General features: G+C 69.1%; 20 protein-coding genes and 1 pseudogene. 13 read left to right on the top strand and 8 right to left on the bottom strand.

The window, feature by feature from the left end:
* Positions 1-3 precede the first annotated feature (3 nt).
* The 7 genes from ACPEH8_RS13625 to ACPEH8_RS13595 all read left to right on the top strand — a co-directional run bounded on the left by ACPEH8_RS13625 (position 4) and on the right by ACPEH8_RS13595 (position 4,840).
* Complete coding sequence (locus tag ACPEH8_RS13625; protein WP_017357378.1) at positions 4-276, top strand: RebB family R body protein; 273 nt, start codon at positions 4-6, stop codon at positions 274-276.
* Positions 277-341: 65 nt separating this feature from the next.
* Positions 342-578 carry a RebB family R body protein gene (locus ACPEH8_RS13620; protein ID WP_017357379.1) on the top strand — a complete coding sequence of 79 codons (237 nt, stop codon included), beginning with the start codon at positions 342-344 and terminating at the stop codon, positions 576-578.
* Positions 575-1,111, top strand: a complete 537-nt coding sequence (locus ACPEH8_RS13615) for a RebB family R body protein (RefSeq protein WP_166473040.1) — start codon at positions 575-577, stop codon at positions 1,109-1,111. Before ACPEH8_RS13620 ends, ACPEH8_RS13615 begins: the two co-directional genes overlap by 4 nt.
* Before the next feature lie 18 nt (positions 1,112-1,129).
* Complete coding sequence (locus tag ACPEH8_RS13610; protein ID WP_136004821.1) at positions 1,130-1,477, top strand: hypothetical protein; 348 nt, start codon at positions 1,130-1,132, stop codon at positions 1,475-1,477.
* 17 nt (positions 1,478-1,494) lie between these two features.
* Positions 1,495-2,547 carry a hypothetical protein gene (locus ACPEH8_RS13605; RefSeq protein WP_153164058.1) on the top strand — a complete coding sequence of 351 codons (1,053 nt, stop codon included), beginning with the start codon at positions 1,495-1,497 and terminating at the stop codon, positions 2,545-2,547.
* The gene (locus ACPEH8_RS13600; protein WP_136004825.1) at positions 2,544-3,086 is read left to right on the top strand and encodes a hypothetical protein; all 543 of its coding nucleotides are present in this window, start codon (positions 2,544-2,546) and stop codon (positions 3,084-3,086) included. Before ACPEH8_RS13605 ends, ACPEH8_RS13600 begins: the two co-directional genes overlap by 4 nt.
* Positions 3,083-4,840: a hypothetical protein gene (locus ACPEH8_RS13595; protein WP_017356495.1), complete on the top strand. Its 1,758-nt coding sequence runs from the start codon at positions 3,083-3,085 to the stop codon at positions 4,838-4,840. The genes ACPEH8_RS13600 and ACPEH8_RS13595 overlap by 4 nt, the downstream gene beginning before the upstream one ends.
* Positions 4,841-4,847: 7 nt before the next feature.
* Here ACPEH8_RS13595 and ACPEH8_RS13590 read toward each other — a convergent pair whose 3' ends face one another.
* Positions 4,848-6,314, bottom strand: a complete 1,467-nt coding sequence (locus tag ACPEH8_RS13590; RefSeq protein ID WP_423667116.1) for a helix-turn-helix domain-containing protein — start codon at positions 6,312-6,314, stop codon at positions 4,848-4,850.
* Between the two features lie 281 nt (positions 6,315-6,595).
* On the opposite strand from ACPEH8_RS13590, the gene ACPEH8_RS13585 reads away from it, so the two are divergent.
* Both ACPEH8_RS13585 and ACPEH8_RS13580 read left to right on the top strand, forming a co-directional pair.
* On the top strand, positions 6,596-7,024 hold the full coding sequence (locus ACPEH8_RS13585; protein ID WP_136004830.1) for a PAS domain-containing protein: 429 nt from the start codon (positions 6,596-6,598) through the stop codon (positions 7,022-7,024).
* A gap of 5 nt (positions 7,025-7,029) precedes the next feature.
* Positions 7,030-8,559: a flavodoxin domain-containing protein gene (locus ACPEH8_RS13580; RefSeq protein WP_423667113.1), complete on the top strand. Its 1,530-nt coding sequence runs from the start codon at positions 7,030-7,032 to the stop codon at positions 8,557-8,559.
* Positions 8,560-8,578: 19 nt separating this feature from the next.
* Here ACPEH8_RS13580 and ACPEH8_RS13575 read toward each other — a convergent pair whose 3' ends face one another.
* Entirely contained in the window at positions 8,579-9,325 is a 747-nt protein-coding gene (locus ACPEH8_RS13575; protein ID WP_017356491.1) for a helix-turn-helix domain-containing protein, read from the bottom strand.
* A gap of 164 nt (positions 9,326-9,489) precedes the next feature.
* Here ACPEH8_RS13575 and ACPEH8_RS13570 point away from each other — a divergent pair, with 164 nt between their 5' ends.
* The 4 genes from ACPEH8_RS13570 to ACPEH8_RS13555 are packed head-to-tail and all read left to right on the top strand — an operon-like array spanning position 9,490 to position 13,909.
* Positions 9,490-10,182 carry a DUF3348 domain-containing protein gene (locus ACPEH8_RS13570; RefSeq protein ID WP_136004835.1) on the top strand — a complete coding sequence of 231 codons (693 nt, stop codon included), beginning with the start codon at positions 9,490-9,492 and terminating at the stop codon, positions 10,180-10,182.
* Between the two features lie 10 nt (positions 10,183-10,192).
* Positions 10,193-12,628: a DUF802 domain-containing protein gene (locus ACPEH8_RS13565; RefSeq protein ID WP_423667110.1), complete on the top strand. Its 2,436-nt coding sequence runs from the start codon at positions 10,193-10,195 to the stop codon at positions 12,626-12,628.
* Complete coding sequence (locus ACPEH8_RS13560; RefSeq protein WP_153164053.1) at positions 12,625-13,266, top strand: OmpA family protein; 642 nt, start codon at positions 12,625-12,627, stop codon at positions 13,264-13,266. Before ACPEH8_RS13565 ends, ACPEH8_RS13560 begins: the two co-directional genes overlap by 4 nt.
* Positions 13,256-13,909, top strand: a complete 654-nt coding sequence (locus ACPEH8_RS13555) for a DUF2894 domain-containing protein (RefSeq protein ID WP_136004840.1) — start codon at positions 13,256-13,258, stop codon at positions 13,907-13,909. Before ACPEH8_RS13560 ends, ACPEH8_RS13555 begins: the two co-directional genes overlap by 11 nt.
* Positions 13,910-13,966: 57 nt before the next feature.
* Here the strand turns inward: ACPEH8_RS13555 and ACPEH8_RS13550 are convergent, their stop codons facing one another.
* From ACPEH8_RS13550 to ACPEH8_RS13525, 6 genes and pseudogenes are all read right to left on the bottom strand, one after another.
* Positions 13,967-14,920, bottom strand: a complete 954-nt coding sequence (locus ACPEH8_RS13550; RefSeq protein WP_423667107.1) for a DUF2971 domain-containing protein — start codon at positions 14,918-14,920, stop codon at positions 13,967-13,969.
* 191 nt (positions 14,921-15,111) lie between these two features.
* Positions 15,112-15,876, bottom strand: a complete 765-nt coding sequence (locus ACPEH8_RS13545; RefSeq protein WP_423667105.1) for a 2,3-dihydro-2,3-dihydroxybenzoate dehydrogenase — start codon at positions 15,874-15,876, stop codon at positions 15,112-15,114.
* Positions 15,873-19,782, bottom strand: a pseudogene (locus ACPEH8_RS13540) (amino acid adenylation domain-containing protein). The gene ACPEH8_RS13545 and the pseudogene ACPEH8_RS13540 overlap by 4 nt, the downstream one beginning before the upstream one ends.
* Entirely contained in the window at positions 19,779-20,033 is a 255-nt protein-coding gene (locus ACPEH8_RS13535) for a phosphopantetheine-binding protein (RefSeq protein ID WP_017357301.1), read from the bottom strand. The pseudogene ACPEH8_RS13540 and the gene ACPEH8_RS13535 overlap by 4 nt, the downstream one beginning before the upstream one ends.
* A complete protein-coding gene (locus ACPEH8_RS13530; RefSeq protein WP_026070973.1) occupies positions 20,030-20,665 on the bottom strand; it encodes an isochorismatase family protein in 636 nt (211 codons plus the stop codon). The genes ACPEH8_RS13535 and ACPEH8_RS13530 overlap by 4 nt, the downstream gene beginning before the upstream one ends.
* Positions 20,665-22,317 carry a (2,3-dihydroxybenzoyl)adenylate synthase gene (locus tag ACPEH8_RS13525; protein WP_136004845.1) on the bottom strand — a complete coding sequence of 551 codons (1,653 nt, stop codon included), beginning with the start codon at positions 22,315-22,317 and terminating at the stop codon, positions 20,665-20,667. The genes ACPEH8_RS13530 and ACPEH8_RS13525 overlap by 1 nt, the downstream gene beginning before the upstream one ends.
* Positions 22,318-22,329 lie beyond the last annotated feature (12 nt).

The following is a 22,329-nucleotide window of genomic DNA, read 5'->3' as shown; positions in this document are numbered from 1 at the left end:
ACCATGGCATTTCCCACTGCCGTCAACAACCAGATCACCGATTCGGTTTCGCAGGTGAACACCAAGGTCCTCGGCGATTCGCCGGCGATCGCGATGGGCAACCTGTTCGTCGCCACCAGCCAGGCGTTGTCCAACGCCGCGCACAACGCGACCAACAACCAGCAGCAGTCCTACGTGACCATGCAGGCGTCGACCACGCAGGGGGTGTCCACCCTGTATGCGATCGACACCGCGTCCAACGGCGTGGCCACGCGGGAAATCCTGGGCCTGGGCTGATCCGGCCCGCAGGCGCGGGGGATCGCGCCTGACGTGCCGGACCATCCCGGTCTGGAACGTACGGCATGGCCGACGTCCCCGCCATCGCCGCCCTGGTCGATATCACCGACGCAGGGTCGGCGATGGCCCTTGGCCAGGCGCCCGCCTTCGCGATGGTGGCGACCTACCTGACGATGGCCGATTCGCTCGGCCTGGCCATGCAGAACGCCATCGCCAACCAGCAACGCGGACAGGTCATGGCCGGTGCCGCACTCGCACAGACCCTTGCCATGATCATCCAGAAAGGAGCGACGTCGACATGAGCGACCCAGGAACCATGAACAGCCAGATCGTCGATACGGTCAATGGCATTGTGACGCTCGCGGCCGGCCAGGCGCCCGGCCAGGCGCATGCGATGCTCGACATCGTACTGCTGGAAACACTTGGCAATGCGATGCACAACGCGGTCAACCGCCAGCAGAGCGCGAGCATGATCAGCGCGGCGGCGATCACCGCCGCCTGCGCCAAGATGATCTCCGCGCCGTTCCCGGTGCCGCCGCCACCGCCGCCGCCCGTACCGCCGCCGCCGCCGAATGTGGCTGCGCTGCCGGGCCCGCCGCCGATCCCGCCACCGCCGGCCGCCGTGATCGCCGCCGCCACGGCGGAAGGCAAGGCCGCCATCGGCGCACTCAAGGCGCAGGCCACCGGGAGCAGCGCCAACGCGAGCGCCGCGCAGGCAGACCTGCAGACCCTGCACGACCTCTCGGCCGCAGCCACTCCGCCTTCGCCGCCGCCGTCGCCTCCGCCGGCACCTGCCGCGCCGGCGTCCGATCCGAACGACACCCCGTCCTCCTGACGCCAGCAAGGAACTCTCATGGACCCGACCAAGGTCAATGCCCAGGTCATCGATGTCATCAACCAGGTGCAGCTCGCCACCATGAGTCCACAGGTGGTGCTCACCAGTGGCGCTGGCAAGGCGTACCAGTCGGTGGCGCAGTCGGCGGCCATCGCCGTGCAGGATGCAGCCGATGCGCTGCGCAATGTCTCCACCATCGCCACCACGGCGGCCGGCGTCGCAATGGCGCAGTACCTGGCCACCGGGGAAGACAAGTACGCCAAGGCGCTGACCCAGGCCCAGTCGCTGATGCAGGGCGCCACCGACGACTTCGCGCGCGTCGGCACCGCCGCCGCGACCGTGCTCAAAGATTTCCCGGCCGGCTGAGTCCCAGGAGAACCGCCATGACCGTGACACTGGCAGGCCGCACCATTACCGACCCCGCACAGCTCTCGCCACGCTGCCAGCAGGTGCTGCGCTTCATCGACGGCGGGCCCGAATGGCTGGCGTGGGCGCTTGCATCGACCAGCCGCCGCTATGCGTTCGCCGATGAAACGCTGTTGCTGGAGACCGTCCAGAGCGGCCTGCACGCCTCGCCGCTCACCCTGTTGCCGCGGCTGATGACCCGGATCAGCCCGGTCAAGCTGATGACCCTGGGGCCAAACGATCTGGACCTGTTGGCGCGCTATGAGGCCGGGGAGCACGACGACGTGCTGGACGCGCAGATCCATCGTATCCGCACCGATCACTACCTGGCCGACATGGCCTATCTGATGACCGGCACGCTGGGGCTGCGCGAGTTCCAGCTGGAGACATCGCCGCTGTTCCAGTGCATGGACTTCGGTGAATCGCTGGCGCTGGCGGAGACCGTCATCGCCTGCCCGACGCTGGGGATCCCGCTGGATGTGATCAAGGAGGCCGGCGCCTTTGCGGCGGCGCAGGCACGCACGCCGGTGGAATTCGGCGATTACCTGCGCCTGTATGCGCGCTGCGCATCGTCGGCCTCCACGCCGGAGGGGCGCGAACAGGCCGCCACGGCGACGATGCAGGCGCTGCTGCCGGCGCTGCTCGGCGCGCTGGACTGCCCGCAGGTGGATGGCCTGCCGTCTCCGGCCGAGGTGGCGGCCAGCCTGGCCACCTGGCTGCAGGATCGCCCCGTGGGCTTCGACCGCATTTCCCTGGCCGCACAGCAGGTGGCGGCGAACACGTCCGGCGACCTTGCCGATCCCCCGGTGGCTGCGGCTGCAGCCACCGCGTACCTGGACCGCGCGCGGGCCTTCCTCACCGCGCATCGCCCCACCCAGGGCCGCCTCGCGCAGGACGGACGCCGCGGCACGTTCCAGATCGATGCCGATGGCGTGCGCGCCGTGCTGCAGGTGGACCACGGTGTGGTTTCGCTGCAGTTCTTCGGCCCCGCGCCCACCGCAGGTGTCGCGCCCGAGGCACCCCCCGCATGAGCGCCGTCGCGCGCGACGCACAGGCCGAGCGGCTGGCCACCGCAACGGCCGCCGCCCAGCAGGCCGTGCAACAGGGACGGCGCGCTGCAGTGGATGGCGCCAGCCGTGCGCTGGCCGATGCCGAACAGGCGCTGCGCGACGCGTTGGCCACCCTGCAGGCCGCCACGCCGGCATCACCTGCCCGTTCCTTTCGCTCCGCATCCCGCCGCCAAGGAGAACCGAACATGGTCGACGACACCCCTACCCCGGCGCCAGGTGCGCCAACCACACCTGCGCCCCCCAGCGGCCCTGCGCTGATGCAGGACACCCTGCTGATGGCCCAGACCCTGGTGGACAAGGCGATGGCCGAGAGCGATGCCGCTGTGCAGAGGGCGATGCAGGGCCTGCCTGGCGCGACGGATGCAATGGCGCAGGCGATGGACGCCGCCACCCGCGCGATGCAGCAGGCCGACAGCGCCGCCGACGCCGCGATGGAGGCCGCCATCCGCGAGGCCGACCAGGCGATGGGCGCGGCGTCGGGCAAGGAGGATCCCCAATGAAAGAGACAAGCGCCCAGCGCGAGGTGCGTCGCGAGTTCAGTCGTCGCCTCACCGCACTGATCAACAACGCGGCCAACCATCCCGGCATCCGCAAAGCACTGGTGGAATCGCTCGCCGAGATCGCCGACAGGATCGATCAGCTCGACGCATCCGTGCGCGAAAAGTTCCCCCTGCGGAAAGCGCCCCGCGCCGTACGGTTCTACATCAAGGGCGGCAATGCGTTCGATGCGATCATGGCGATATCGCGCGGTGACCATGATCTTTTCGGCGTGGGAAAGTCGGACTGGGACACCCAGGCCATCATCGATCCGTGGTTGCCTGCGACAATCCAGAACAGCCTGTACGGTGACATCGAAGACATCCTGATCGATGCACTGCGGACTGCAGGGCTCAAGGTTGCAACCGCGATCAATGCGCGGCCACAGGATGTATCGCCACTGCGTCCCGTCACTGAAGCCCTGCCCGCCGACGCGACCGTCAACTACACGCTTGCCTGTGATTCACCGCAAACGTTGAGACGGGTCTTCGATCGCGATCGTCTCGGGCTGTGGACCGATGACCGGCGCCAGCTCAGCGACGAAACGATCCCTTCGCCCACGCTCCTGCCCGGCATCCTTCTCAACGACGGAATCAAACCGTTTGCGCTTCACCGCCTGGGATACACCTGGCACGGCGAGCGTCAGAACGGCGCAGGCGCAGGGCCGGACCCGAACCTGAGCTCGCGTCCCATCCTGATGGAGCTGATCGACGTCACCCTGCCCCGCCGGGACACCATCGAAGCGGTGGCCACCTGGTCCGACCTGGAGCGCAATCGACTCAGGATCGTCCCGGGCACCGATATGGGCGTCACGTTGCCCCTGCCGGACCTGGACTACCACCTGCGCGAGAACCTGACCATGATCTGTGAGGTGGCAGACAAATCCTCACACCATGCGGACAAGCTGCCAAAACGCCTCCAGCGCATCGGGCAGATATACCAGAGCTATACAACGCCTGAGCGCCAGGCTGGCTTCCGCGACACGGTGAACGCGATGGCAGGTGATACCGTTGCCGCCGAAGGCGACAGCGCTGAAGACATGTGCAAGGCGCTGATGGATTCCATCGCCCAGCGTACCGCCGCGAGCGACGGGAACTTCTGGAAGGGACATGTCAGCACGGCGTCGGCCGAGCGCATCACCCAGGGCCGGCAACGCCTGCGGAGGACGCTGGAAACGATGAGGCGGACATTTGGTGACACTGTACTGCTCTCCGTTGCATACAGTGACGACCTGGCGATGTTCAGGGCATTGGCTGAGAATCCGTATCTGGCCATCGATCGAATCGGTTTTTGCGGAATCGATGCTGCCGCCGTGATTCGGGCCAGTTACGAGGACATCATTGGATTCGATACCGCGGAGTTCGCACGGGCGTTGGGCGCATCCAAGCGCAAGTCGAGCCAGGATGACGTGCCGGGAAAGGGAATCAAGGTTGAGTGGCAATCCCACAACACGCCGCGACCGGGTGGACCCAGCTATGAGTGCACCTTCGTGGTGTTCGACGGGCACAAAGCGACCACGTTCCTTACGCTGACCAGTGCCTCCGCGTTGCAGGCGCCGTTCCAGCGGGATCCTGATCACGCTGGCATTGAATATGCCTCGTTGCTTGACATGGACGCGCAGCGCAAAGCCGCTGCAGCGCTGATCGAAGACTATCTGGTGCGAACCGCGTTGAGCCGTCAGCACGACGCGATCCGCAGTCTTCTCGTCGTCGACTGATTCACCGTCACGCCTGCCCACCGCGCCGGTACGCGCGGGGGCAGGCGCCGACCTGGCGGCGGAAGCTGCGCTCGAAGTGGCTGAGGTCGCCAAAGCCCACACGCTGTGCGATCTCGGTGATGCGCAGACGCGGCTGCTCGCACAGCAGTCGCTTGGCCTGCTCGATGCGCAGGCATTGCAGCAGCGGTTTGAACGAGGTGCCCAGCTCGGTGCGCAGCAGGTAGCCCAGGTGCGACGGACTGACGTGCACCTCGCGGGCGAGCAGCCCCAACGACAGCGGCTCGGCATGGTGTTCGCCGAGAAACAGCACGGCACGCCGCACGGCATCGTGCAGCGGGTACAACGCCGCCGCATCGCCCTGCAGTGCGATGCCGGCCCAATGGGCGGCCGGGCGCCCCAGGCGCGGCGTCACGAAACCGGCGACGGCATCAGCAGCGGGTGCGGGCGGCCCACTGCCGCGCAGCGGCTCCCCCTCGCCCAGCGCGGCCCGGCGAACCACCACCCGTTCCAGCTCGAAGAGGTTTTCCGGCCAGGTGTGCCCGCGCAGCGTGGCGAGCAGTGCGTCGGTGACCAGCGCCGCAGGATCGAAGCCATGCCGGGCGAGCAGCATGTGCACCAGGCCATCCAGTTCGCCCAGTCGCTCGCGCAGGGGCGGCACGTCAGCCACCAGAAAGTTCAGTTCGGCCAACAGGGTCTGCGAGAACCTTCCCTCCCGCACGCGCTGCGACAGGTCGCTGCTGCACGAGGCGATAACCCGGCACCGCCTGCCGGCAGGTCCCTGCAGGCGCTGGCTCTGCAAGCAATGGATGCGGTGCGGCAACTGCACCTGCACGGCCAGCGGCAGCGCGTCGACACCGTTGAGGAACAGGCTGCCGTCCTGTGCCTGTTCGAACCACTGCGCCGGCACGCCTGACGGATCGGCGCACTGGATCTCCACGAAAGGCGCATGGTGGCAGGGCCCGGCTGCATGGATCGCCGCGGCCAGTTCGGCAGTGTCAGTGCCGAATTCACCGTGCAGGATCACCGGCAGGCGGCTGCAGGCGGCCTTCTCCACGAAGGCATCAAGACGGGTGCGCGCCGCGCAGACGCCGACCAGCAGCAACGGTCGCGACAACCGCGACACGGCCCACGCCTGCAGCTCATGGCGTTTGACCAGCAGCGCGCAGCGATGGGCGAACAGCACGCAGAAGCGCAGGACGTCGGGGCCAGGCGCCGCGCCCGTCCAGCCCAGCCGAAACTCGCCCAGCGGGACACCCGCATAGGCGAGCGGGAAGCAGCGCTGCACGGTCGCGCCCGCCCGCAGGCGAGGCGACGCGGCACGCAGATGCACCGGGTGCGCGGCCGGAACAATCACGGTTGCCTCCACCGCCCGCACGTGCAGCGCCAGCTCGCCGACCAATGCCCGCATCTGCTCCTCGAGCGGCAGTCCGGCGCGATACGCGCGATGCACGGCCGCGGTGACCTCGTCCTCCATGTCGTCTCCTCCAGGCCGCAGGCGGCGGTGCAGACGAAGATGTACGCGAGCGGCAGACAGTGCGTACGACCGTGTGTTGCAACCTGCGGTGCAGCCATCCAGCGCGGCTGGACACTGCCGTTCCGCCGCCCTGCGACGCCATGTCGCACACCCATGCGGCAGTCGCTTGACCAATGTCAACGCGGGCGTCCTGGCGCTGCCGTATTTCTATGCAGGACACGACGTCGCCGCACCGATCGCCGGCCGCGCGGCCCCAACGACACCCGCAACAGGAACCCGTCATGCACTACCGTCCCGACTCCACCCAGCTGCTGCAGGCCCTCGACAATGTCATGGTGATCTCCACCACCGACCTGCAGGGCACCATCACCTACGCCAACGACCTGTTCTGCACGCTCACCGGCTTCCGGCGCGAAGAACTGATCGGGCAGCCGCACAGCATCGTGCGCCACCCCGACGTGCCCAAGGCCGTCTACAAGGACATGTGGGACACCATCAAGGCCGGCGGCATCTGGACCGGCATCGTGCCGAATCTGGGCAAGGGCGGCGTCCTCTATGTCGTTGATACGACCGTGCAGCCGCTGTTCGACCCGGAAGGGAACATCACCGCCTATATCAGCATCCGGCGCGTGGTGAACGATCTCATGGCTGATTTCGACGCCGTCGAGTTCAGCAAGGAGAAGTTCGACGACGCTTACGCCGCTGCATGAACGCGATGGCGCCGATCCAGCGCTTTCTGCTCGGCTACGGCTCCGAGTCGGGGACGGCGCGTGCTTTGGCCCGGCGCCTGGCGGACCACCCTGCACTGCACGGCCACTCGCCCGAGGTGCTGGCGCTGAATGATATCGACGTGGCGCAGCTTGGCCACGGCGATGTGCTGGTGGCTGTAGCCAGTTCATTCGGCGATGGAGAGCCGCCGGCCAACGGCGAGCGCTTCGTCGCGGCATTGCGCCAGGCGCACAGCCTGCAGGGTCTGCGCTATGCCGTGTTCGGGCTGGGCGACACCGGCTACCCGCGCTTCTGCGGTTTCAGCAAGGCGCTCGATGCGTTGCTGGGCGAGCGCAACGCCCTTCCGCTGCTGCAGCGGGTGGACGCCGATGCATGCTATCCGGCGTTTTTTGACCGCTGGGCCCCGGCACTGGGGGAGGTGCTGGCCGGCAACGGCACGGCGGCGCAGGATCTCTGCCTGCAGGTGACGGCGTACGGACAGGACCATGCGTTCAACGCCCCGATCGTGGCGCGCGAACGCCTGAGCCGCTCCGATCCCGCGGCGTGGCACATCACCCTGGACCTCACCGGCAGCGGCATCGTCCATCAGGCGGGCGACACGCTGCATGTGATCCCCGACAACGACCCGGCGCTGTTGCAGGCGCTGGCGGCGTGGTACGGCGACTCCCGGGCGGCTGTCGTCCTGGCCGACCGTGAACTGCGGTTGCCCGGACGCGCCGTGCTGCGCGAGATCGCCCGCCTGGGCGGCAGCGAGCCGCTCAGGCAGCTGCTCAAGAGCAGCCAGCGTGCCGCGCTGGAGGCCTACCTGCACGGACATGACCTGCTGGATATCCTGCAGGACCACGCCCATCCGGACACCGTTCCGCTGCACCGGCTTGCGGCCCTGCTGTCGCCCTGTCTGCCCCGCGCGTACTCCATCGCTTCGGCCGGTGGGCAGGCACAGGTCGCGCTGTGTGTACGCGAGGTCCGCTACACCCGGCGTGGCCGCGAACGGCGCGGGGCCGGCACCGGAACGCTGCTGCAGGGCACCGGGTCGGTTCGGGTCTACTGCCGCGCCAATCCCGGTTTCCGCCTGCCCGATGACCCGGAGTGCCCGCTGCTGCTGATCGGTACCGGTACGGGCATCGCGCCGTTGATGGGCCTGGTCCAGGAGATGGCGGCCGGCGACCGGCGGCGCGAGATCTGCCTGGTGTTCGGCGAGAAGCGCCGCGCGGATGATTTCCTGTACCGCGCGCAGTTGCTGGCCTGGCAGCAGGCCGGACACCTGACGGCGCTGTTGACCGCGTTCTCCCGTGACGGGCAGGCCAAGTACTACGTGCAGGATGCGATCGGCGACCACGCTGCGCCCGTCGCTGCATGGCTCGACCGGGGCGCCCACCTGTATCTGTGCGGCAACCGCCGGCACCTTGAGGCAGCAGTACGCGGCGCCATCGACGGCGTCGTGGCGGCTACCGGGTCGCCGCACGGCTGGGAGGCGCTGGCCGCGCAGGGGCGGCTGCACTGCGAGCTGTACTGACCCCGGCGGTAACCCAGGCTCATCCGGCGTCGGCCGACGCCACCAGCGCGGCAAGTCGATCCGGCCGCCGCAGCAGCACGTCGCGCTGCTGGATTTCGATCAGACCATCGTCCTGCAGGCGCCGCAGCACACGTGTGGTGGTCTCCGGCGCCATGCGCAGGTAGTTGGCGATGTCGGTACGCGCCATCATCAGCGTGAAGCGGGTGGCCGAGAAACCCCGACGCGCATAGCGGCCGGACAGGTCCAGCAGGAACGCCGCCACCCGCGCGTCGGTGCGGTGATTGGCCGCCAGCATCGCCACCTTGCCGATTTCGGCGCTGAGCAGGCTGAACAGCCGCGCCTGCAGGCCGGGCATGCGGGTCGCCAGCAGGCTCATGCGCGGAAACGAGAACCGGCACAGGTAGACGGTGTCCAGTGCTACCGCATCGCAGGGATAGCGCCCGTCATGAATGGCATTGAGGCCGATCACCTCGCCCGGCAGGCTGAACCCCAGCACCTGCTCGTGGCCCTGGCTGTCAATGACGGTGGTCTTGACCATGCCGGCACGGACCGCGGCGATGGCGTCGAACGGTTCCCCTGCGCGGAACACCGGCTCACCGGCATGGAACGGGCCCACATGGTCCACCAGCACATGCAGCTCGGAGAGCGCGCTCTTGTCGTAGCCCTGCGACGCACAGGCGTCGGAGAAGGCGCAGGTGCTGCAGAACCGCAGCGCATCGCCATCATCGGCGGCGGCCGGGTTCGGGGTGGACGGTGAAGACGACATGGCCAGGAGCGGCGACCGGAGGCACAGGAAAAACGAGGGCCGATGATACGCGATGCGCCGCCGGCCCCTGCGGCGCAAGGCCGCACCCAGCGCTGCCGGCTGAACGCCCGAAACCGGCGCCCCCTGCCGATCACGTGTAAAATTCGCCGTTTTTACGCGGGATCATGCCCATTACGCCGCACCGGACGCCTGTAGCGGGCCCGGCCTTCATCCGCCTGCTGTCCGGGCTCATGGACGGCGGGATCGCGCTGTCCAGCCCCGACCTGTCCGACCGCCTGAGCCAATGGGTGGACTGGACCCGGGCGGTGGCGTTGTCGCGCGCGCTCGACGGCCGCCTGCCCCCTGCCCCCGCGCCTGCCTCGGTGTTCGACGCCGCCGAGGACGCGGCGTGCGTCCGTGTCCGCGCGACGTTGATGGCCTCGCTGCAGCAGGACGCCGAGACGGAGCGCGCGGTGGCCGAAGGCGCGGACGCGGCCGTGTTCAGCCGGCGCTACCAGGCCCAGCAGCGGGCGATGATGGCCGCGACCGGGCGGCTGCGTGGCCGCCTGCGCGACATGCTTGCGGCACGGTCGCCGGCGCTGGCGCGGCTGGCGGAGATCGACGCGGTCATGGAACAGACCCTGAGCCCGCGCGAGAACGCCCTGCTGGCCGGCATCCCCGACCTGCTCGCTGCGCACTTCCAGCGTCTGCAGGACGCGGCCGAGCCTGCGCCGACGGCGGAACCGGCCACTGCCCCACCCCTCGTTTCCACCTGGCGCACCGCGTTCCGCATCGATATGCAGAACGTCGCGATGGCCGAGCTGGACGTTCGTTTCCAACCGATCGAAGGCCTGCTTGCAGCGCTTCGGCCCCGATAACTGGGACCCCATGTTCAAGAACAGCCTCTACGTTGTTGTCTTCCTCCTCGGCCTGACTGCGGTCTGCTGGATCGGCGCCGGCTATGTCGGTTCCAACCCGGTCGGTGCGGCGGTCGCCCTGTTGATCGGCGCGTGTTATCTCGCCGGCGGTGTGGAACTGTACCGCTACCGGCAGGGCACGCGGGCGCTGGAGGCGGCCGTGCGTGACGTGTCGGCGGCCAACGAGGGCCTGGCCGGCTGGCTGCAGCGCGTGCCGCCGGCCCTGCGCCATGCGGTCCGTCTGCGGGTGGAAGGCGAGCGCATCGCGCTGCCGGCACCCACGCTCACCCCGTACCTGGTCGGCCTGCTGGTGCTGCTCGGCATGCTCGGCACGCTGCTGGGCATGATGGCCACCCTGCGTGGCACCGGCCTGGCGCTGGCCCACGCCACCGACCTGCAGGCCATCCGCGGGTCGGTTGGCGCACCGGTGGAGGGGCTGGCCGTTGCATTCGGCACGTCGATCGCCGGCGTGACCACCTCGGCCATGCTCGGCCTGCTGTCCGCGCTGTGCCGACGCGAGCGTCTGCTCGCCGTGCAGGGGCTGGATGGCCAGATCGCGACTACGCTGCACGTGCATTCGCAGGCGCACCAGCGCAGCGAAACCCTGCGCCTGCTGGAGCAGCAGGCCGGCGTGCTGCCCACCCTGGTCGAGCGCCTGCAGGCGATGACGCAGGCCATTGAACAGAGCAGTACGGCGGCGAGCGAGCGGCTGCTCGCCAGCCAGGAGGCCTTCCATGCCCGCATGGACGCCGACCACGCCCGCTTCGCCGACGCGGTACAGGCCACGCTGCAGACCGGCGTCGCCGACAGCGCCCGGGCCATCGGCGATGTGCTGCAGCCGCTGCTGGAAGGCACGCTCACCGGCATCGTCCGCGAGAACACGGCGCTGCAGACAGCGGTGCGCGACGCCGTGCAACGTCAACTGGATGGCCTCACCGCAGGTTTCGAGGCCAGCCGCACAGAGGCGGCGGACCAGTGGCGCACTGCGCTCGGCGCGCAACGTGACGCCCAGTCGGCGTTGGCCAGCGATCTGCGTGACGCCTTGGGCGCCTTCGCCGAGCACCACGATGGCCGGATCGGCACGCTGGTGGAGTCGGTGTCCGCCCGCCTGCAGGACACGGTGCAGCAGTGGGAACGCGGCGTAGCCGCCCAGCAGGCAGCGCAGCACGCGCTTGCCAGCGAACAGCAGGACGCCGGCGCGGCACTGGCCAGCGCCCTGCGCGCCGACCTCGCCGCAGCGGCAACGCGTGACGACGCCCGCACCGTCGCGCTGCTCGATGCGGTGTCCACGCGCCTGCAGGCCTCGGCCGACACCTGGCAGGCCGGTCTGGACGCACAGTCGCAGACCCAGACCGCGTTGCTCTCCCAGCTCGCCACGGCACTGGCCCGGTTCGGCGAGCGCCACGATCAACGTGCGACCGACCTGCTGGATGCGCTTGCACTGCGACTGGACGCGGGTGCTGCCGGCGCCGCCACTGCCTGGCAGGACGCACTGGCGCGCCAGGACAGCGTCAACGCGGCACTGGTGGAGCGCAACCAGCAGGCGCTGGCCGCCGCTGCGGACGCGCTGGAGGCGCGCAGCCTGTCGTTGATCGAGGCGATGCAGCAGTCCCACGCCGGCCTGCAGGCAGCGCTGGAGTCGCGCGACGCGCTGCGCCTGACCACCTGGACTGCCGCCTTCGACACGCTGTCGGCCCGCCTGGGCGACCGCTGGGAGCGTACCGGGGATCAGATCGCGCAGCGCCAGCAGGCGATCTGCGACACCCTGGCCGTCACCGCCGAGCGCATCACCGCGCAGGCCCAGGCGCACGCCAGCGACACCATCAGCGAAATCTCGCGCCTCGTGCAGGCCGCGTCGGAAGCGCCGAAGGCGGCGGCCGACGTGGTGGCCGAACTGCGCCAGAAGCTCTCCGACAGCATGGTCCACGACACCGCGATGCTGGAGGAACGCAGCCATCTGCTGGCCACGCTGGGGACGCTGCTCGATGCCGTCAACCACGCGTCCACAGAGCAGCGTGGCGCGGTCGATGCGCTGGTCAGCACCTCCGCCGAGCTGATGGAACGCGTGGGCAGCCGTTTCACCGACCACATCGCCGCCGAAACCGGCAAGCTCGACGCGGTGGCGGCACAGGTCGCCGGCAGTGCCGTGGACGTGGCCAGCCTCGCCGATGCGTTCGGTGCGGCGATGCACACCTTCGGCAGTTCCAGCCAGGGCCTGGGCGAACGCCTGGAGCAGATCGCCGGCGCGCTGGAGACCACGCTGGCGCGTAGCGACGACCAGTTGGCCTACTACGTGGCGCAGGCGCGTGAAGTGATCGATCTCAGCGTGCTTTCCCAGAAGCAGATCATCGAGGAGCTGCAGGCCCTCGCCGGTCGCGGCACCGCCGCGGAAACGGAAACCGCATGAGCGGAGAGATCGAGTCCGACGGCGAGTCCGGTGCGCCGATCTGGGCCGCCTTCGGCGACCTGATGTCGGTGCTGCTGGGCGCATTCGTGCTGATTCTGGTCGGCGTGGTGGTGCTGCAGGTGGAGCTGTCCGACCGGCTGGACCAGGAGGTCAAACAACGCCAGGCCGAGGCCCAGCGTCGCCAGAGCCTGGAACAGGCACTGGCGGTGCCGTTGGCGGCTGGCCGCGTCACGCTGGTGGATGGTCGCATCGGCATCCGCGGCAGCGTGCTGTTCGCGTTGAACTCCGACCAGTTGCAGCCTGAAGGCCGCGAACTGCTGCACAGCCTGGCGGCGCCGCTGGCCGGCTACCTCGCCTCGCGCGAGGAGATCCTGATGGTGAGCGGCTTCACCGACGACCGCCAGGTGCGCGAAGGCAACCGCCAGTTCGCCGACAACTGGGCGCTGTCGGCCGAACGTGCGTTGACCGTGACACGCGCGTTGATTGCCGAGGGCGTGCCGGCCAATGCGGTCTTCGCGGCGGCATTCGGCGCGGAGCAGCCGGTGGGCTCCAACGCCGACGAGGAAGGCCGCGCGCGCAATCGCCGGGTGGAGATCGCCCCGATGCCCCGCCCGTCGGCACCGCGCGATGCGCACTGATCGGACCGATCCACGCGCGCAACTGGCCGAGTGGCTGGCGCAGCCCGCCGCCGGCCACACGCCGTGGCGGCTGCAGGCGATGCAGTCGCTGGCAGAGCGTGCGCAGGACCATGACGGCGCGGCGCGCGCGCAGCTGGAGCAGACGCTGGCCACCCGCGTTGCCGCGTATGCGCAGGCGCTGACCATCCCAGTACCCGCCGCCCCTGCTACGCCCCCCGGCACACGGCCTGGCCAGGCCGCGCTGCACGCCCTGCGCGGGGCGCTGCGGGCGCAGACCGCCGACGCCCCGGGCGCCGATCGGCTGTCCGCAGCTCCCTCACCAACACCCTCGGCCTTTCCGGCGATGCCGGCCGTTGCCGAGTTCCAGGCCCTGTGGACGGCGGTGCGCACGCGCAGCCAGGTCCGGCAGTCGCTGGCGCAGGGACCGGGCGACGGCGGACCGCTGAACTCGGCCGTGCTCATTCACCGCGCCATGACCCGCATGGGCGAATTGGCCCCCGGCTATCTGCGCCACTTCATGGCCTACGTCGACGCGCTGGCCTGGATGGAACACCTGCAGCAGGGCGGCCTGCTGGGCGGCAAGGAGGGCCCCAGGCCCTCAGCTGGCAAGCCGCGCCGGCCGCGTGCACGCAAGCCCGGGTGATGTTTTCCTAAGCGCGCGCCCGCACCGGCGCGCTCTACCGGCACGCCACCGTTCGACCTAGCAGTACGGCGCACTGGATCGACGTACCCGGACGTCCGGGAAGCGCATTGTTTCCAGCATGACCGAAATCTGCTCAGGCGAGGCAGGGTTCTTTGGGCCGAGAATGACGTCTCTTATCGGGTGCCCACGCTCGTCATTGCCGGGTAGCGGAAAATCAAGGAATGGCGCAGGCACCCCGTTCCGGAGCCGGAACTGAATTCTTGGCTCGGTCATCTTCTTGTTGGCAGACTCCAGGCGGAACGCCGCTCCCGATTCAACGCGATGTACGATGTGGGTAAGTCGGATTTCGCCCTCCTGCTCGAAAGCCGGATGTTTGAAGGATTCCAATGCTCGGGTCAGGCTTACGCATAGAAACATCGTGTCTCTATCGTGCCACGGCGTTGCGTAAGCTCCGGCGGATTCCTTCACCTCAGCACCGAGATCAAGAACCTCCGTCCCGTCAGCCCATTGGCAGCCACTCCTTGCAAGGTTGCCTGCAAAGCGCTGATAGATCGCGTTGACACTGAACTCGATCTTCTTCCGGATATCCTCGGGATCGTAGACGCAATGCACTGAACTTAGACGGTCAACAGCCGTCATTGCGCATGCGTCGAATCCAATCGAGAATCCGCTTCCATCCTCCGCGTAACCTCGCCACTGACCGAGTGAATCCGGATGTAGAGAGAAGCAGGCGGCGGCGGCAATGGAATTGATCTGCCAGAAATCGATCGCAGCTGCGAGACCTCGGACGAAATCGGCCGCGTAGGCCTTGCCGGCGGACACCGCCAGCGCCACCTGCCCGATGATCTCCCTTCCCCAGATCCGCTCACCACGATCATTCATGCACTGAATGTCGGACAAGCGAATGGTGCGGTGAGTGAGGATGGAAAGGAAGGTTTCAGCACTGCAATAGTGATGAATCACGTCACCGGCCTTCGGTGAAAACTCCAACTGTTCGGTAATCCAATCCATTCCTCAGCTCGAGTCCTTCGCAATTGCGTCTGGACGCCAATTCTACGGTGTCATCCGACGTGCTTCACGATCTCTGTTACGCACTGGGAGGAGATGAAAGCTGCAGGCGGCAAGTGTCACCCGTGCAAACAGCCACGGTGTGGCACCGCGGTAGCGCGTCCGCTTCCAGATCCCTGCTCATTGTCAAACCCTCAGCCGCGCAGGGTAGCGCCGCCGTCCACGTACAGATCGCTCATGGCAATGTGGCCGGCCTGGTCGGACAACAGGAACATCACGGCCTGCGCGATGTCGTCCGGCGTGGCCAGCTTGCGCAGCGGGATGCCGGCCTTGTACGCACCGGGATTGCCATCGATCACGGCCTGGGCGCCACTTTCGTCGGCCCACATGCCGGTCTGCATCGGCGTCAGGGTCGAGCCGGGCGCGACGATGTTGCAGCGGATGCCGAGCGGCGCCAGCTCCAGACCCAGGCAGCGGGTGAACATGGTAGCGGCAGCCTTCGATGCGGCGTAGGCCGCCATACCGTGACGCGGTACGCCGGCCGCATTGGAACTGACGGTGACAATGGCGCCGCGTCGACGCGGCGTCATCACCCGCGCCAGCGCCCGGCCCAGATGGAATACGCCGTCGCTGTTGACCGCGAATACGTGCCGCCACTGTGCATCGTCGGTGTCGGCAACGGTTCCCACCTGGAGCACACCGGCCACGTTGACGCCGAACCCGATCGGCCCGAGCGTGGTCTCGGTCCACGCGACCAGCGCGTCGACAGCGCGGGCATCGGCCACGTCCAGCGTCCGCGTGTGCAGCGTGCGCGTCGACGCTGGCAGCATCGTCGCGTCGCGGTCGGTGGCCACCACGATGCAGCCGCTGTCCAGCAGCAGCCTCACCAGTGCTGCGCCGATGCCGCCTGCGGCGCCGGTAACCACGGCCACAGTCCCTTCAAATCCGGTCAGTTTCACCTGGATGCCTCCTGTGTGGCGTCCCACTGCTGCAGACGTGCCGACAGCGCGGGGGCCAACTGTGCCACCGCATCGCGACCGGTCAGCTCGGCATGCAGGAACGGCAGCTCGATCGTTTCGACGACGGCCGCATGCGGCGCCCACAGGCTGGACAGCAGATGCGGCCGATGGGCGTGGTCCAGCCCTGCGCGCACGTGCAGCAGCGGGCCATCATAGCGGGCATGGTGATGGGCGCGGATCAGCTGGTTGGTGCCGGTCACCGCACGCACCACGCCATCGAGCACCACGCCCGGCAGGTTGCCGAGCGCGCTGTCGCTGCGGCGCAGGAAGGCGAGAATGCGCTCGCGACTGTCCAGCTCGGGATGCGCGTCCGGGTCATGACCGGCGATGGCCAGCAGCGCACGCAGCGCTGCCACCGGGTCGGGTTCGGGCTCCGCGCGCCAGCAGTCGCTGGGATAGGCATCCAGCAGGGCCAGCATGCCCACCGCCCTGCCCTGCGCCTGCAGTGCGACGGCCATCGCCTGGGCGACGATGCCGCCCACCGACCAGCCCAGCAGGTGCACCGGGCCTTCCGGAGCCTGCGCCTGCACCCGCGCCACGTACGCGTCCGCCAGCGCCTCGATGCTGTCCGGAAGGTCCCGCGCCGGGTCCAGCGCCGGCGATTGCAGGCCGAATACATCGCGGGTCGGGTCCAGGCTGCGCGCCAGGTCGCGGTAGTTCCAGGCAATGCCGCCTGCAGGATGGACCACGAACAGCGGTGCGCGCGCGTCGGTGCCCGTGGCCAAGCGGATCAACGGTGCAAGGCCGTGATCGGCCGTCTGTGGCGGCGCGTCGATCCGGGCCGCCAGCCCGGCCACGGTCGGTGTGGCGAACACTGCGCCCAGGCCCAGGTCGCAGCGCCAACGCGCCTGGATCGCCAGCAGCAGGTGGACCGCGCTGAGCGAATCCCCCCCCAGCGCGAAGAAGTCGGCGTCGATCCCGATCGGCGCGTCGTGGCGCAGCACCTGCGCGAACAGCGCCACCAGCGCGTGCTCCGTCGGGGTGCGCGACGGACAACCGTGGCTGTCGGGGCCGGCCGGCGCCGGCAGCGCCGCGCGATCGAGCTTGCCGTTGGCGGTCACCGGCCATTGGGCCATGTGTACGAACGCGGCGGGCAGCATGTAGTCCGGTACCAGACCGGCCACGTGGGCGCGCAGCGCCGTGACGTCCAGCGGCGCACCGCCCACGTAGGCAACCAGTCGCCGTTCGCCCGGACGGTCTTCGCGCAGCAGGACTTCGGCCCGCTCGACGCCCGGCGCGCTGCACAACGCGGACTGGATCTCGCCCAGTTCGATGCGCAGCCCGCGCAGTTTGATCTGGTTGTCGGTGCGGCCGAGATAGTCCACCGCGCCATCCTCGCGCCGGCGCGCGAGATCGCCGGTGCGGTAGATGCGCTCGCCCGGCAGGAACGGGTCGGCAAGAAAGCGTTCGTTGGTGAGGTCGTCACGGCCGAGGTAGCCGCGGGCGAGTTGCACGCCGCCCAGGTACAGCTCGCCGGTCACGCCCGGTGGCAGCGGACGCAGGCGCGCGTCCAACACGTACAGGCGGGTGTTCCAGACCGGGAAACCGATCGGCACGGGGCGCGCGGCATCGGTTGGCCCGGCGGGCCACCAGCTCACATCCACTGCGGCCTCCGTGGGCCCGTAAAGGTTGTGCAGCTCGGCGTTGAGCGTGGCGTGGAAGCGGTCGCGCAGCTCGGCATCGAGCGCTTCGCCACTGGTGAACACGCGGCGAAGCGCCAGCCCATGTACGGCCGGGGTAGCCAGCCATGCCGCCAGCATCGACGGCACGAAATGCAGCGTAGTGATGGCGTGGGTGCGCACGAGGTCGGCGAGCAGTATCGGATCGCGGTGCGCGTCGGGCGGCGCCACGACCAGCACCGCACCGCAAAGCACCGGCAGGAAGAACTCCCAGACCGACACGTCAAAGGTGGCAGGGGTCTTCTGCAGAATGCGGTCGTCGGCGCTGATGCCGTAGTGGTCACGCATCCACAGCAGGCGATTGACGATGGCGCGGTGTTCGATCACCACGCCCTTGGGCTCGCCGGTGGAGCCGGAGGTATAGATCACGTAGGCCGCATCTGCCGGTCCGGCCAGCGGCGCAAGAGCGGCGCCTGGCTCCCGTGCCCATTGCGCGGGCGAAACCACGGCCGCGCCGTCGAGGCGAATGGCCGCCTCGGCCTCGGCGAGCACACAGATCGGCGCGGCCGAGCGCAGGATGCGCGCGAGACGCTCCGGCGGGTGGTCCAGGTCCAACGGCAGGTACGCAGCGCCGGCCCGCACGACGGCCACCAGCGCCACCACCAGATCCAGCGAACGCGGCAAGGCGATCGCCACGTGGGTACCAGGGCCGGCCCCGAGGGCACGCAACTGCAGCGCCAGTGCGCGGCTGCGCTGCTCAAGCACGGCATGGCTGAGCCTGGTTGCGCCGAAGACAACGGCGGGGGCGTCGGGCTGGAGCGCCATGCCAGCGTCCAGCAGCGCTGCCAAGGGGGTGTCGGGCAGCGGATGGGCGGTGGCGTTGGTCTCCACCACGCCCCAGTGTGCTTCCGCCGGCGTGGCCAGGGCGATATCGTCCATTGCACCGTGGGCGTCCAGGGCATCCAGAGCGCGGGTCACGAAATGCAGCAGGCGCGTGGCATGCGCCTGCGCCTGGAGCGGGCTGTACAACGCGGGATTTGCCTCGACTTCCAGCGTCAGCCGGCTACCACCATCGCCGCGGAACCCGAGGGTGAGATCGTCCACCGGCCCGGTCCCCAGCACCTGCAGCCGGGTAGCCACGCCCGCGAGTGGCAGCGGGCGATAGAACGGCTGCAGGTTCACCAGCGGTCCATGCAGGCGGCGCTGTGCACCCACACGCCCGAGATCACGGCGCAGCTGCTCACCGCGATAGCGGCCATGCCGACGTGCGCGGGTCAGGTCGCGGGCAACGCCGGCGATGAAGGTCGCCACCGGCTCGGCGCCCCCGGCAACGCGCAGGGGCAGCACGTTCATCACCATCGCCGGAACGCGCGCCGAGGCGCTGCCCAGCCGTCCCATATAGGGCACGCCCACGACGGTTTCATCCGCACCGGCCATGCGCTGGCAATACGCCGCCACAAGCGCGGTCAGCAGGTCCGGCCACGGCACGCCGGTCCGGGTGGACGCGGCCTGCACCCGTACCAACCATGCCGGCTCGACCTCGCGCTCGATCCGCAGCGCGTCCGCGCACGCTGCGGCAGTCCGACCGCCCGGGCCATCCACCGGCGGAGCCGCCTGCAGGTAGGCATGCCAATACGCCGCGTCGTCGCCCCGTCGCTGGCTGTCGCGGTAGTCGATATCCTCGTCCAGCACCGGCCGCAGCGGTGCGAGCGGCACCGGCGCCGACGCTGCCGTCCTGCTGGCGGCATACAGCGCGCTGACCCGTTCGCAGAACAGCGCCATGCCATAGCCATCGGTCGCCAGGTGATGAACCCGCAGGTACCAGGCGAAGCGTGCCGGCCCGAGTCGATACAGGCGTTGCACGGCCAGGCGGTCGCGCCGCGGGTCCACCGCGCAGACGGTCGTCGTCCATGCCCTGGCGCGCGGCCTGCTCGGGTTCTTCGTGCGCCGACACATCCACGTATTCCAGGCGCGGACGCTGGGCGGGGTCCACCCATTGCACCGGCACGCCATCGTCGGTCTCGGCGAATCTCAGCGCCAGCGCATCGGTCTCGGCGACGGCCACGGCCACAGCGGCGGCGAAGGCCGGCTCGTCCAGCGCACCGTCAATCCACACTACGTGGGCGGTGTTGAACGCCGCCGCTTCGGCCGCTACTGCCTGGGCATACCACAGTCCGGTCTGCGCCTCGGTCAGCGCGTGGCGCTCCGGTGCGTGCGGAGCGTTCATGCCGTGGCGGCGCCCTGCAGGCGCTGCACCACGGCCCACCATGCGCGCAGCGTGGTGTGTTCGGCGAGGTGGCTGAACTCCAGCGCGATGCCGGTGTTGCTCCAGGCCAGCACCAGGCCAAGCACGCGCATCGAATCCAGCCCGAGGTCGATCAGGTGGTCGTCGTCGCCCACGGCGTCGGGGGCTTCATGCAGCATGCCCGCGATATCCGCACGCATCCGTTCCAGCGTCAACGGCGACGGCACGCTCATGCCAATGCCTCCAGCAGCTGCGCGGTGGTCATCGGCACGCCGCAGGTGCGCGCGATCCAGCGCATCGCCATGTCGTGGTCATCGCGCGAGAAGTCAGCGACCGCGTCGGCGGCAATGAAGGCCTCGATGTCGTGCTGGAACGCCTCCAGCACGGTAGCGGTACAGCCGATGTGTGCATACACCCCGGTGACCAGCAGCTGGTCGCGGCCGCGTGCACGCATCAGCGTCTGCAGATTGCTGCGCTGGAAGGCGCTGTAGCGGTGCTTGACCAGCACGTGGTCCCCGGCGGCGGGCGCGACCGCGTCGAGAATGGTCTCGTGCGCGGCGGTGGCGGACATGCCCGGCCCCCAGAGATCGGCCTGCAGGCCCCGGTCGCGTCGATCCTGCTGCCCGCGCTGTGCCGTGTAGAAGACCGGGATGCCGCGTGCACGGCACTGCACCAGCAGGCGCTCGATATTGGCCACCGCCGGTGCCAACGGCGATGCGTCCGGCGCGAACGCGGCCAGGAAATACTGCTGCATGTCGTGCACCAGCAGTGCCACGCGCGCGGCGTCTGGCCGCCAGGGGCCTCGAGCTGCCGGCAGCTCGTCGGCCTGCGGCAAGGGATACGCGTGAATTGTCGGCAGTGCCATCAGGGCGAAACTCCATCGGGTTGCAGGAAACGCGCGCGCAGGTGAGCGCGCAGTTCGCGGCGGCTGACCTTGCCCACCGCTGTGGTATCGAATGCGTCGACGAACACGATCTGGTCCGGCACCTTGAACGCCGCCAGTCCGCGCCCCCGCACCCACGCTTTCAGCGCCGGCCCGGTCAACGGCGCGCCACGCGCGATCACGAATGCGCAGCTGCGCTCGCCAAGGTGAGGGTCCGGCAGGGACACCACCGCCGCATCGAAGACGCCCGCATGGGCGAGAAGGTGGTCCTCGATCTCTTCGGCAGACACCTTCTCGCCGGCCCGGTTGATATGGTCGCTGGCCCTGCCCTGTACCACCAGGTACCCGCCGTCGACGCGCTGCACACGGTCGCCGGTGCGGTAGAAGCCGTCCTCGGTGAAGCTGCGCGCATTGGCGACCGGATCGTTGTGGTACGCACGGATCGTGTAGGGGCCGCGGGTCAGCAGATCGCCGGTCTCGCCGTCGGCAACCGGACGGCCCTCCCCGTCCACCACCAGCACCTCGTCGTCAGGGCTGATCGGCCGACCCTGGGTGGTGAGCACACGGTCCTCGGGATCGTGCAGGCGGGTGTAGTTGACCAGTCCTTCGGCCATGCCGAACACCTGCTGCAGCTGGCAGCCGAGGCCTGCAACCACGCGCCGCGCCGCCTCCGGCACCAGCTTGGCACCGCCCACCTGCACCACCTGCAGGCTGGACAGGTCATGCACGGTGGTCTGCGCGGCCTGCGCCCACAGCAGTGCCAGCGGCGGCACCAGCCCAACGCAGGTGACTCCCTCGCGGGCGATCAGCGGAAACGCCACGTCCGGCCCGGCACCGGCGCTGAGCACCACCCGCGCACCGGCATACAGCGCGCCGAAGAAGCCGGGCGAACTCATCGGGAAGTTGTGCGCGGCCGGCAGTGCCACCAGGTACACGCTGTCCTGGTTGATGCCGCAGATGCCGTTGCTGGCCCGGAACGAATAGATGTAGTCGTCGTGGGTGCGCGGGATCAGCTTGGGCAGGCCGGTACTGCCGCCGGAGATCTGCAGGAACGCCACGGACTGCGGGTCCGGATCGCCGGGCAATTGCGCCGGGTCACCGGCCAGGTCATCCAGCGCAGAATAGTCTTCGGCCTCTCCGGCGATGACCACATGGCGGACCGACGGCACCTGCGCCTGCACGTCGCGCGCGAGGCTGCGGTGGTCAAAACCATCGCGCACGGCCGAGGTGATGAATGCACCTGCGTCGGCCTTGGCGGCCAGGTGCGCCACTTCGCCGATGCGGTGTGCCGGCAGGGCATACACCGGCACCAGGCCGGCGCGGAACAGGGCGCACACGACGCTGATGAATGCCGGCTCGTTGCCGAGCTGCACCAGCACGCGGTCACCCGGCTGCAGGCCGAGCGCGAGGAGGCCGGCACCGATGCGCCCTGCCTCCTGCCACAGCTGCGCATAGGTCAGACGGAGGTCACCGCCCACTACCGCAATGCGGTCGGGATGCTGCTGCGCCCGCTCGCGCAGAAAACCTGGAAAGGTCTCGCCGCGCCAGTAGCCGGCAGCGCGGTAGCGGGCCACCAAGGCCGGCGGCCAGGTCTGCCGCAGCGGGGGTCTGCCAGAAGGGGGGGCGGCGGTCATCGCAGGCTCCGG

The organism is Stenotrophomonas sp. NPDC077461 (genome assembly GCF_049545475.1).
GTDB classification, from domain to species: domain Bacteria; phylum Pseudomonadota; class Gammaproteobacteria; order Xanthomonadales; family Xanthomonadaceae; genus Stenotrophomonas; species Stenotrophomonas nematodicola.
The sequence above is the reverse complement of the archived record's forward strand: the minus strand, read 5'-3'. Positions and strand labels throughout refer to the sequence as shown.